General features: G+C 53.3%; 13 protein-coding genes and 1 other annotated feature. All 13 genes read right to left on the bottom strand.

Features of this window, described 5'->3' with window-relative positions:
* Positions 1 to 460, bottom strand: a 460-nt coding sequence (locus H7A81_RS13290; RefSeq protein WP_182057726.1) for an NlpC/P60 family protein, incomplete at its 3' end; no start/stop codon positions are given.
* Between the two features lie 68 nt (positions 461 to 528).
* Positions 529 to 1275 carry a vitamin B12 ABC transporter ATP-binding protein BtuD gene (gene btuD, locus H7A81_RS13285; RefSeq protein ID WP_166931635.1) on the bottom strand — a complete coding sequence of 249 codons (747 nt, stop codon included), beginning with the start codon at positions 1273 to 1275 and terminating at the stop codon, positions 529 to 531.
* Entirely contained in the window at positions 1276 to 1821 is a 546-nt protein-coding gene (locus H7A81_RS13280; protein WP_034821708.1) for a glutathione peroxidase, read from the bottom strand. It abuts the gene before it with no gap.
* A 39-nt stretch (positions 1822 to 1860) separates the two neighbouring features.
* Positions 1861 to 2844 (bottom strand): vitamin B12 ABC transporter permease BtuC, encoded by a 984-nt coding sequence (btuC, locus tag H7A81_RS13275; protein WP_058959740.1) that lies wholly within the window; start codon positions 2842 to 2844, stop codon positions 1861 to 1863.
* A gap of 90 nt (positions 2845 to 2934) precedes the next feature.
* On the bottom strand, positions 2935 to 3297 hold the full coding sequence (locus tag H7A81_RS13270) for a DUF2502 domain-containing protein (RefSeq protein ID WP_182057725.1): 363 nt from the start codon (positions 3295 to 3297) through the stop codon (positions 2935 to 2937).
* Between the two features lie 191 nt (positions 3298 to 3488).
* Positions 3489 to 3791 carry an integration host factor subunit alpha gene (gene ihfA, locus H7A81_RS13265; RefSeq protein ID WP_007892687.1) on the bottom strand — a complete coding sequence of 101 codons (303 nt, stop codon included), beginning with the start codon at positions 3789 to 3791 and terminating at the stop codon, positions 3489 to 3491.
* Positions 3792 to 3795: 4 nt separating this feature from the next.
* On the bottom strand, positions 3796 to 6183 hold the full coding sequence (gene pheT / locus H7A81_RS13260; RefSeq protein WP_166931642.1) for a phenylalanine--tRNA ligase subunit beta: 2388 nt from the start codon (positions 6181 to 6183) through the stop codon (positions 3796 to 3798).
* A 14-nt stretch (positions 6184 to 6197) separates the two neighbouring features.
* A complete protein-coding gene (gene pheS, locus H7A81_RS13255; protein WP_034821723.1) occupies positions 6198 to 7181 on the bottom strand; it encodes a phenylalanine--tRNA ligase subunit alpha in 984 nt (327 codons plus the stop codon).
* Positions 7182 to 7252: 71 nt separating this feature from the next.
* Positions 7253 to 7378 (bottom strand) — a sequence feature (Phe leader region).
* The gene (gene pheM / locus H7A81_RS13250; protein ID WP_121626058.1) at positions 7329 to 7373 is read right to left on the bottom strand and encodes a pheST operon leader peptide PheM; all 45 of its coding nucleotides are present in this window, start codon (positions 7371 to 7373) and stop codon (positions 7329 to 7331) included. It overlaps the preceding feature by 45 nt.
* 115 nt (positions 7379 to 7493) lie before the next feature.
* The gene (rplT, locus tag H7A81_RS13245) at positions 7494 to 7850 is read right to left on the bottom strand and encodes a 50S ribosomal protein L20 (RefSeq protein ID WP_007892678.1); all 357 of its coding nucleotides are present in this window, start codon (positions 7848 to 7850) and stop codon (positions 7494 to 7496) included.
* A gap of 82 nt (positions 7851 to 7932) precedes the next feature.
* Positions 7933 to 8130 (bottom strand): 50S ribosomal protein L35, encoded by a 198-nt coding sequence (gene rpmI / locus H7A81_RS13240; RefSeq protein WP_006118955.1) that lies wholly within the window; start codon positions 8128 to 8130, stop codon positions 7933 to 7935.
* A 99-nt stretch (positions 8131 to 8229) separates the two neighbouring features.
* Positions 8230 to 8781, bottom strand: coding sequence for a translation initiation factor IF-3 (gene infC, locus H7A81_RS13235; RefSeq protein ID WP_034821726.1), 552 nt, complete (start codon positions 8779 to 8781; stop codon positions 8230 to 8232).
* 4 nt (positions 8782 to 8785) lie between these two features.
* The gene (thrS, locus tag H7A81_RS13230) at positions 8786 to 10714 is read right to left on the bottom strand and encodes a threonine--tRNA ligase (RefSeq protein ID WP_166931647.1); all 1929 of its coding nucleotides are present in this window, start codon (positions 10712 to 10714) and stop codon (positions 8786 to 8788) included.
* Positions 10715 to 10912: the final 198 nt, after the last annotated feature.

The following is a 10912-nucleotide window of genomic DNA, read 5'->3' as shown; positions in this document are numbered from 1 at the left end:
AGATACGACGTGCCTGCCAAAATACCTTGCGCCAATAGATATTATCCAGTGAAGAGCGAATCACGCCCTGGCTGGTAGAAGCGTGGATGAAGGTGTTATCGGTATCATAAATACCCACATGCAGGCCATTCTCTCCGCTGCCCGTTTTAAAGAAGACCAGATCACCGGGCAGCAAATCGCGTTTATCAATGCGAGTGCCAATATCCGTCTGGTCAACGGTAGAACGCGGCAGTTGCATATCGAATTTATCGCGGAAGGTCAGATAAACAAAACCAGAGCAATCCACACCGCCTCGACTTAACCCGCCGTAGCGATAAGGCGTGCCACGCCAGCGACCTAACTGATCGTTGAGTTGAGCAATCACGGTGATGGAATCAGAAAGGCGGCCATTCGGCGGCGGCGCGTGATGGCTACTACACCCAACCAGCAGCAGCATCAGAAGAAATACCGTTATTCGCATCAGAATGTCCCTAAATCCGTCGCCCGGATGACACTTTAGCGGCAAATCTGCTTAACAGGCAATGTTAATCAGGGAATAAACAGCAGAGGGCCTTGCGGTGTATCTAATTGTTGAAACTCGGTTTGGTACAACGGAGAGAGATTGGCGGCGGTTAAGACGTCCCGCGCACTCCCCTGCATCACCACTTCCCCCTGATGCATCAATCCTACGCGGTCGGCATGGCGCAGACTGTGGTTAAGATCATGGCCGCTGGCAATCACCGCAATACCGGCGTGGCACAGCTGGAACAGCAATTTATCCACGGCTCGCTGCTGCGCGACATCCAATGCCGTCATCGGCTCATCCAGAATTAAAAGCTTGCCGTGAGGATTGATCGCCGGATGGATTTGCATCACCACCGCAGCCAGTCGCACACGCTGCCATTCGCCTCCGGAGAGCTGCGTCAGTTGACGGGTTAATTTGTCCTGTACGCTGAGTTGCGTCAGCACATCATTGAGTGTGACATCTACCTGCGGCGATGCCGAAGAGAAATGCAGACGCAGATAGTGCCAGACGGGCATGGTCCCTAACGCGGCCTGTTGTTGCGGTAACCAGGCACGCCATTGAGCCAGTGCAGCCCCGCTTAAGCGGCTCAACGACGTTCCTGCAAGCTGAATCACGCCCTGAGCCGGCAATAATCCCGACAGCGCACAGAGTAAAGTACTTTTTCCCGCGCCATTCGGGCCTACCAAATGTATCCATTCACCTGCATTGACGCTGAGATCAACCGGAGCCAGACGTCCCGCGACGCTGACTCCCTGACACTGCAACAACATTTACTCTGCCAGCGCCTGCTCAACGCGTTTCAGGATGATCGGATCATCAGGCGTCATATCCGGAGAGAAACGCGCAATGACCTTACCCTGTTTGTTGATGAGGAATTTTTCGAAGTTCCACAAAATGTCGCCCTCGGCTTTTGGTGCACGTCCTTTGCTCACCATACGCTCGAGGAAACCGCTGCCTTCAGGACGTTCGGCTTCCGGCTGTGCCGCCGTTAACTGCGCATACAGCGGATGACGATTGGCACCGTTCACATCGGTTTTATCGAACATCGGGAAAGTCACACCATAAGTGGTGCTGCAGAAGGTTTTGATCTCTTCGTTGCTGCCCGGTTCCTGCTCCAGAAACTGGTTGCAGGGGAAACCCAGCACGCTAAAGTTTTTGTCCTGCCAGGCTTTCTGCAGTGACTCAAGCTGCTCATACTGCGCCGTCAGCCCACATTTTGACGCCACGTTGACCACCAGCAGTACGTTGTCCTGATACTGTGCCAGCGTCGTTTTTTCGCCGTCCAGGGTAACCAGTTCTGTCTGATAAATGCTCATTGTCGATTCCTGTTGTTGAGACCAAGATGCCAGCCATTGCTAGCGCGAAGATTTCACTAAAAGCACGATAAACAGCGGTGCGCCGAGGGTGGCGGTGACCACGCCAATCGGCAACTCTGCCGACGTCAGCACCAGCCGGGCGATAATATCTGCCCCGAGGAGCACCGCAGCCCCTGCCAGCGCCGAGGCGGGCAGCAGGTATCGGTGATCGCTAAAACCGCTTAAGCGTAACAGATGAGGGATGACCAATCCGACAAACCCGATGGCACCGGCCATCGCCACGCTGGCGCCTACCAGCCAGCCCATCGCCAACACTAACAGGTTACGCCATAACAATAACGGCAGGCCTAGCTGACGCGCCGAGGTTTCCCCCAGTGAAAGTAAATTCAGCGTCCGAGCGGTGGCTGTCAGCAGCAGAGTGACCGGCAACAGCGCCAGCATCATCCAGCCATAGCGCCAGTCAATACCGCCAAAGCCGCCCATCATCCAGTACATTAACTGCCGTAGATCGAGGCTGGTGCTAAAGTACACGGCCCATGTCATCACTGCGCTACAGATAATGCCGAGCGCGACCCCCGTGAGCAATAAGCGGCTGGCTGAAAGCTGACGATGGGCAAAGTGCAGCAGGATCAGCGTGATCAATAATGCGCCCGCCATCGCCGCCAGCGTCAGGCTCCATAATGAGCCATTGCCCAGCATGACTCCCAACACTAACCCAATGCCCGCGCCATTGGATACGCCAAGCAGGCCGGGTTCTGCCAGCGGATTGTTGAACAGCGCCTGCATCACCACACCACACACCGCCAGCGCAGCGCCCACCAGCAGCACCGCCAGCGTCCGCGGTAAGCGCAACTGCCAGACGAAGAGTTCACCGTTAGAGGAAAACCATTGGGTTGGCGATATCCAGATGTCTCCGGCGCACAGGCTGAGAATAAACAGCAGCAGCAGAATGGCACCGAGCAGCATCAGCCAGCGCTGGCTACGACGATCGGCCTGACGGGCAAGCTGGTCCAACAGAGTCATAGATAAGATTGGCAGAGAAAACAGAGATTTGATTGTAGTGGGATTGTGGCAAAAAGAAAGCGGCACCGAGTGGGTGCCGCTGAGCAACGCTTACTGATGAGGCGGGATCGGTTGACCGTGATTATCACGCTTGTCGTGGCTATCACGCGAGTCATGATGCTGGTCGCGCGGCTGCGGTTTGTTATCGTGGTGTGGCGCATTGCCCGGGTGCTGTGGCTGCCAGCCGTTACCGTTCCAGTAACCGTGCGGGCCTTTGGTGCCGATGCGTTGATTGTGGTGCTGTTTCCACCAGGTTGGCGCACGCCAGTCGTAGCCATCCCAGTAGTAGCCACGTTTATCTTGATCACCGATATGAATAGAAACACCCGGTGTGTTGATGTTAACGGAAACATTGGCGCTAGCCAGCAGCGGCATGCCTAACAGGATGCCCAGTAAAAGTGCTGTCTTTTTCATCAGCAATACCCCTTGTTATGTGATGGCGCTGTTATAACAAATGGATTGCCGCAGTCACTATCAGCCAGTGCCGATTTTCATCCTATTTTCCGGATACTTACGAAATCCTGACATTATGGAAAGATTACGCAGAACGGCTATTTTACAGCCAATAAAAAAGGCCGCTAAGCGGCCTTTTTGTCATACTGAAATTAGTCAGCGTCCTTCGGTGTCGCGTTCTCAACGCGACTTTTCAACTTCTGTCCCGGACGGAAGGTCACCACTCGGCGGGCAGTGATAGGAATATCTTCCCCCGTCTTCGGGTTACGGCCCGGACGTTGGTTTTTGTCACGCAGATCAAAATTACCAAATCCGGACAGTTTAACCTGTTCTCCGTTTTCTAACGCGCGGCGAACTTCTTCAAAGAAGAGCTCAACCAACTCTTTGGCATCGCGTTTGCTCAACCCGAGTTTTTCAAACAGGTACTCTGACATTTCAGCTTTTGTAAGCGCCATAGGTTCAATCCCTCAAGGTTGCCTGGAATCGCTCTTTTAATGCCGCAACGCATTTGGCAACGGTCGCGGCAATCTCCTCTTCTTCGAGTGTCCGGCTGGTATCCTGCAAAATCAGGCTAATCGCGAGGCTCTTTTCGCCCTCGTTCACGCCCTTACCACGGTACACGTCAAACAAGTTTACGCCAACTACCTGATTTACGCCAACTTTCTTACACTCCGCGATGATATCTGCTGCGGGCACGTTTTCAGCCACTACCACAGCGATATCACGACGGTTCGCCGGGAAGCGTGAAATCTCGCGCGCGTCAGGCAGGACGCGGTCTGCGACCTTATTCCAAAGCAGTTCAAACACTAAGGTGCGGCCGTTGAGATCCAGCTTACGTTCCAACTCCGGATGAACCACTCCGATAAATCCGATTCGTTCGCCGCGTAAATAAATTGCCGCGCTCTGTCCCGGATGCAGTGCCGGATTGGCTTCTGCACGGAAAGAAATCTCATCGAGTTTACCGGTCAAATCCAGTAACGATTCTAAATCGCCTTTTAAATCATAGAAGTCAACTGTCTGACGCGCCAGATCCCAATGCTCTTCATAGCGATTACCGCTCAGAACGCCCGCCAGCATAAGATCCTGGCGGATACCGAGATCGGCCTGCGTATCAGGAACAAAGCGTAAACCGCTCTCAAACAGGCGCACACGGCCTTGCTGACGGTTCTGGTTATACACCACCGCACCGAGCAGACCGGTCCACAGTGACAAGCGCATTGCCGACATATCGCTGGAAATCGGGCTTGGCAGGATCAGCGCTTCTTCACCCGGATGCAGCAGCTGCTGCACTTTCGGATCAACGAAGCTATAAGTAATGGCTTCCTGATAGCCTTTATCGACGAGCAGGTTACGCGCACGCTTCAGCGACAGATCCGCTTCGCGATGCTTCGTCATAATCAGGCTGGCTTTCACCGGCACGTCTGGAATGTTGTTGTAGCCGTATACGCGGGCCACTTCCTCAACCAGATCTTCTTCAATCGCCATATCGAAACGCCAGCTTGGTGCAACGGCTGTCCACTCGCCATTGCCCACGGTCACTTCGCAACCGAGACGCGTCAGGATATCGGTGACCTGCTCATCGCCGATCACGTGGCCAATCAGGCGGTCCAGCTTTTCACGACGCAGGGTAATGGTGGCGCGCTCAGGCAGCTTGCTGGCGTCGGTTTGATCGATAACCGGACCCGCTTCGCCGCCACAAATGTCCAGCAGCAGTTGGGTGGCGCGTTCAATGGCTTTAAATTGCAGGGCCGGATCAACACCACGCTCGTAACGATGCGACGCGTCGGTATGCAGGCCCTGACGACGAGCACGGCCGGTGATCGCCAGCGGTTCAAAGAAAGCACACTCGAACAGCACATTTTGGGTTTCTTCGTTCACACCAGAGTGCTCACCACCAAAAATGCCGCCCATCGCCAGCGCTTTCTGATGGTCAGCAATCACCAGCGTGTCGCTGCTGAGTTTCGCTTCGGTACCATCTAGTAAGGTCAGGACTTCACCCTCTTCCGCCATGCGCACCACGATGCCACCGTCAATGCGGTCGAGGTCAAAGGCGTGCATCGGCTGACCGAGTTCCAGCAGAACGTAGTTGGTGATATCCACCACCGGGTCGATAGAACGGATGCCGCAGCGACGCAGTTTTTCACGCATCCACAGTGGCGTTGCCGCTTTCACATTGATGCCTTTTACTACGCGGCCCAGATAACGTGGGCAAGCGTCGGTGGCATCTACGCGAATCGGGAAGGTATCGGTAATGGTCGCTTTAACCGGCTCAATCGTTGGCTCGGTGAGCGGCAAACCGTTGACTACCGCCACATCGCGCGCAATACCGATAATACCAAGGCAATCGGCACGGTTTGGCGTCACGCTGATTTCGATGGTGTTGTCATCCAGCTGCAGGTAGCTGCGGATGTCAGTGCCGATAGGCGCATCAGCAGGCAGTTCAATAATGCCGCTGTGATCGTCGGAAATACCCAGCTCAGAGAACGAGCACAGCATGCCTTCTGAAGGCTCACCGCGCAGTTTCGCGGCTTTGATTTTGAAGTCGCCTGGCAGTACAGCGCCGACGGTTGCCACGGCGACTTTCAGGCCCTGGCGGCAGTTTGGCGCACCACAGACGATATCCAGCAGGCGCTCGCCGCCCACGTTGATTTTGGTCACGCGCAGTTTGTCGGCGTTCGGATGCTGGCCGCACTCCACCACTTCACCCACGACCACGCCATGGAACGCACCGGCGACCGGATCCACGCCGTCCACTTCCAGGCCGGCCATGGTGATTTGCTCAGACAGCGCAGCGCTGTCCAGGGCTGGATTTACCCATTCGCGTAACCAGAGTTCACTGAATTTCATTGGATAACCTGCCCTTATTTAAATTGTTTGAGGAAACGTAGATCATTTTCGAAGAAGGCGCGCAGATCGTTCACGCCATAACGCAGCATGGTGAGACGCTCCATTCCCATGCCGAAAGCGAAGCCAGAGTAGACTTCCGGGTCAATGCCCACATTGCGCAGTACGTTCGGATGCACCATGCCGCAGCCCAGCACTTCCAGCCACTTACCATTTTTACCCATCACATCCACTTCCGCAGACGGTTCGGTGAACGGGAAGTAAGAAGGACGGAAACGAATCTGCAGGTCTTCTTCAAAGAAGTTGTTCAAGAAATCATGCAGCGTGCCTTTCAGGTTGGTGAAGCTGATGTCTTTATCGACGATCAAACCTTCCATCTGATGGAACATTGGGGTGTGGGTTTGATCGTAGTCGTTACGATACACGCGACCTGGCGCGATGATGCGGATCGGCGGCTGCTGGTTTTTCATGGTGCGGATCTGCACGCCAGACGTCTGGGTGCGCAGCAGACGGGTGGCATCGAACCAGAAGGTATCGTGGTCAGCACGCGCCGGATGGTGGCCAGGAATGTTGAGTGCGTCGAAGTTATGATAGTCATCTTCGATTTCCGGACCAGTGACCACCGCAAAGCCCAACTCGCCGAAGAAGTTTTCGATACGATCGATGGTGCGGGTCACCGGGTGCAAACCGCCGTTCTCAACGCGACGACCAGGCAGCGAGACATCAATGGTCTCTGCGGCGAGGCGCGCATTCAGCTCAGCGCTTTCCAGGGTGTCTTTACGTGCGTTAAGACGATCCTGCACCTGCTGCTTCGCTTCGTTAATCACCGCGCCTGCTGCCGGACGGTCTTCCGCTGGCAGTTCACGCAGGGTGGTCATTTGCAGCGTCAGATGCCCTTTCTTACCCAGGAATTCGACGCGCACGGCGTCCAGGGCGGCGATATCCGACGCCTCGTCGATAGCGGCCGTGGCACGGGCCACCAGGTCTGCGAGTTGGGACATGATTTCCTCTTCTTCCAGCCGGGCTGGTCAGTTCTTGTTAGGACCGTGAGATCCGATAAAGTGTCGCCAGAAACAAAAAAGCCTCCACGAGGGAGGCTTTCAGCGCGATTTTTCGTTTCTTTTCTTATGCGCAAAAGCCCCCGATTGTCAGGCGCTAAAGTAAAAAAAGAAACGGAAAATAGCAGCGTGCATGCTTGCGTTACCTTGTCTTGATAGAAACCGCACTATTGAAAAGCCCAGCGGTTAAAATGTCAATCTTTTGCGTGAGTTGCAGGCAATAAAAAAGGGAGCAAGCTCCCTTTTTCATCTGACTTACGCCAGAGCTGATTTTGCTTTTTCGACCAGTGCCGTGAAGGTCACTTTGTCGAATACAGCGATGTCAGCCAGAATCTTACGGTCGATTTCAATAGAGGCTTTTTTCAGGCCATTGATGAAACGGCTGTAAGAGATACCGTTCTGACGGGCCGCAGCGTTGATACGCGCGATCCACAGCTGACGGAACTGACGCTTACGTTGACGACGGTCACGGTAAGCATACTGACCAGCTTTGATAACAGCCTGGAAAGCAACGCGGTAAACACGTGAACGTGCACCGTAGTAGCCTTTAGCTTGTTTTAAGATTTTCTTGTGACGTGCGCGAGCAATTACACCACGTTTTACGCGAGCCATGTGAGCTCTCCTATATCATATTCTGTGATGCCCTATTCCCTGCAGTACGCAAAGTGTTCAGGCAGATTTATAAAAAGTTTACTTATGCGTACGGCAGGCAGGCAACAACCAGACCCAGATCGCCTTTAGACACCATGCCTTTCGGACGCAGGTGACGTTTACGCTTGGTAGACTTCTTAGTCAGAATATGACGCAGGTTCGCGTGCTTACGCTTGAAGCCGCCAGAAGCGGTCTTCTTGAAGCGCTTAGCCGCGCCACGGACAGTTTTAATCTTTGGCATTTTTACAAATATCCACTTCGCATTGTTAATAAAATGAATCAGACAGGCGAATAAGATTCCGCACAGCGCGAACGCTGCGCGGAATTATTACTTGAAGGCCTACTGTTTCTTCTTCGGTGCGAGCACCATGATCATCTGGCGGCCTTCGATCTTAGTCGGGAAGGACTCGACAATGGCCAGATCCAGATCTTCACACAGGTCTTTACGGACGCGGTTAAGCACTTCCATACCGATCTGCTGGTGCGCCATTTCACGACCACGGAAACGTAGCGTGATTTTGGCTTTATCGCCCTCTTCCAGAAAGCGAATCAGGTTGCGTAGTTTGACCTGATAGTCGCCATCATCGGTACCAGGACGGAATTTAATTTCCTTAACCTGGATAACTTTCTGCTTCTTCTTCTGTTCCTTAGAAGACTTACTCTTTTCATAAAGGAACTTGCCGTAATCCATAATACGGCAAACCGGCGGTTCGGCGTTCGGGCTGATTTCAACTAAATCTACGCCAGCTTCTTCGGCTTTCTCAATTGCTTCGCGCAATGTCACAATGCCAAGTTGCTCGCCGTCTACGCCAGTTAAGCGCACTTCGGTAGCACGGATTTCGCCGTTGATACGGTTCGGACGCGTCGGTTGTACTCGTTTTCCGCCTTTAATAACCTTATTCCTCTAATTGGTGAAGATGTCGGCTGCGAATCTCTTGTTGCAGCTTCTCAACAAACACATCTACGTCCATGCTCCCGAGGTCTTTACCACGGCGGGTGCGCACGGCAACTTTGCCTGCTTCCACCTCTTTCTCACCGCAAACCAGCATATAAGGGACGCGACGTAATGTGTGCTCGCGGATTTTAAAGCCTATCTTCTCGTTTCTCAAGTCTGCTTTGACACGAATGCCAGCTTTCTGCAATTTCTTTGTCAATTCACTGACATATTCTGCCTGACTGTCGGTAATATTCATCACCACAGCCTGCACGGGGGCCAGCCAGCTCGGGAAGAAGCCCGCGAACTCTTCGGTCAGGATGCCGATAAAGCGCTCCATTGAACCGAGAATCGCACGGTGAATCATTACCGGCGTCTGACGATCGTTGTTTTCGCCCACATAAGTGGCGTCCAAACGTTTTGGCAGGGAGAAGTCTAGCTGAACGGTGCCGCACTGCCATGCGCGGTCGAGGCAATCGTACAGGGTAAACTCAATTTTCGGGCCGTAGAAGGCACCCTCTCCTGGCTGATATTCGAACGGAATTTCGTTCTCCTTCAGCGCTTCTGCTAAATCCACTTCCGCACGGTCCCACATTTCATCGGTACCGATACGTTTCTCCGGACGGGTCGACAGTTTCACCACGATTTTTTCAAAACCGAAGGTGCTGTACATGTCGTACACCATACGAATACAGCTGTTCACTTCATCACGAACCTGATCTTCGGTACAGAAGACGTGCGCATCATCCTGGGTAAAACCACGGACGCGCATCAGGCCGTGCAATGCGCCTGATGGCTCATTACGGTGGCAGCTACCAAATTCCGCCATACGCAGCGGCAGGTCACGGTAGGATTTCAGACCCTGATTAAAGATCTGAACGTGGCCAGGGCAGTTCATTGGCTTGATGCAATATTCACGGTTCTCTGAAGAGGTGGTGAACATCGCTTCTTTGTAGTTTTCCCAGTGGCCGGTTTTTTCCCACAGCACACGGTCCATCATAAACGGACCTTTCACTTCCTGGTAATCGTACTCTTTCAGCTTGGTACGGACGAACACTTCCAGTTCACGGAAGATGGTCCAACCGTCGTTGTGCCAGAACACCATACCTGGCGCTTCTTCCTGCATATGGTACAGGTCGAGTTGCTTACCGATTTTACGGTGATCGCGCTTCGCCGCTTCTTCCAAACGCTGCAGATAGGCAGCCAGCTGCTTCTTGTCGGCCCACGCTGTACCGTAAATACGCTGCAGCATTTTGTTGTCGCTGTTGCCGCGCCAGTAAGCACCGGAGATTTTCTGCAGTTTGAAGTGATGGCAGAAACGCATGTTCGGCACGTGCGGACCGCGGCACATGTCGATGTATTCTTCATGATGATACAAACCAGGTTGATCATCGTGGCTGATGTTTTCGTCAAGAATGGTGGTTTTGTAGCTTTCGCCACGCTCAGCAAACACATCACGTGCTTCCTGCCAGCTCACCTTTTTCTTCACCACATCGTAATTAGTCTCAGCTAACTGGTGCATACGCTTTTCCAGCAGCTCAAGATCTTCCTGCGTCAGGGTGTGTTCGAGATCGACGTCATAATAGAAGCCGTTATCGATCACCGGACCAATCGCCATTTTGGTATTCGGCCACAGTTGTTTAATCGCATGCCCTAACAGGTGCGCACAAGAGTGACGAATAATTTCCAGACCGGCTTCATCTTTGGCGGTGATAATTGCCACCTGAGCATCTTCGGTGATCGGATCAACCGCATCCACCAGCTCGCCATTTACACGACCGGCAATACAGGCTTTCGCCAGGCCCGGTCCGATATCCATCGCGATGTCCATCACGCTGACCGGACGGTCAAATACGCGCTGGCTGCCATCAGGAAGAGTAATTACTGGCATTTCATATCCTTAATTGCAGTGGTAAGCCACACGAAAGCCTACATGCAACATTGAGTTCTGTTTGAGTAACCCGGCGTAATGTCAGACCCACGTTGTCGGAATGACGCCAGGAATGTAAAGCGCCGGAGATAATAGCAGCTTTCTGCCGCGATCTAAACCCGCGAAAAATGCGCTAAGCCATCGACAGATAAAAAAAAA

The sequence above is a fragment of the Pantoea sp. ME81 genome, from assembly GCF_903970985.1.
GTDB classification, from domain to species: Bacteria; Pseudomonadota; Gammaproteobacteria; order Enterobacterales; family Enterobacteriaceae; genus Pantoea; species Pantoea communis.
The sequence above is the reverse complement of the archived record's forward strand: the minus strand, read 5'-3'. Positions and strand labels throughout refer to the sequence as shown.

What these genes read in the sequence shown, in the direction of transcription:
- rpmI (WP_006118955.1), bottom strand. Translation starts at nt 8,130, where the DNA reads ATGCCAAAGATTAAAACTGTCCGTGGCGCGGCTAAGCGCTTCAAGAAG.
- btuC (WP_058959740.1), bottom strand. Translation starts at nt 2,844, where the DNA reads ATGACTCTGTTGGACCAGCTTGCCCGTCAGGCCGATCGTCGTAGCCAG.
- rplT (WP_007892678.1), bottom strand. Translation starts at nt 7,850, where the DNA reads ATGGCTCGCGTAAAACGTGGTGTAATTGCTCGCGCACGTCACAAGAAA.
- H7A81_RS13280 (WP_034821708.1), bottom strand. Translation starts at nt 1,821, where the DNA reads ATGAGCATTTATCAGACAGAACTGGTTACCCTGGACGGCGAAAAAACG.
- btuD (WP_166931635.1), bottom strand. Translation starts at nt 1,275, where the DNA reads ATGTTGTTGCAGTGTCAGGGAGTCAGCGTCGCGGGACGTCTGGCTCCG.
- pheS (WP_034821723.1), bottom strand. Translation starts at nt 7,181, where the DNA reads ATGTCCCAACTCGCAGACCTGGTGGCCCGTGCCACGGCCGCTATCGAC.
- H7A81_RS13270 (WP_182057725.1), bottom strand. Translation starts at nt 3,297, where the DNA reads ATGAAAAAGACAGCACTTTTACTGGGCATCCTGTTAGGCATGCCGCTG.
- pheT (WP_166931642.1), bottom strand. Translation starts at nt 6,183, where the DNA reads ATGAAATTCAGTGAACTCTGGTTACGCGAATGGGTAAATCCAGCCCTG.
- ihfA (WP_007892687.1), bottom strand. Translation starts at nt 3,791, where the DNA reads ATGGCGCTTACAAAAGCTGAAATGTCAGAGTACCTGTTTGAAAAACTC.
- thrS (WP_166931647.1), bottom strand. Translation starts at nt 10,714, where the DNA reads ATGCCAGTAATTACTCTTCCTGATGGCAGCCAGCGCGTATTTGACCGT.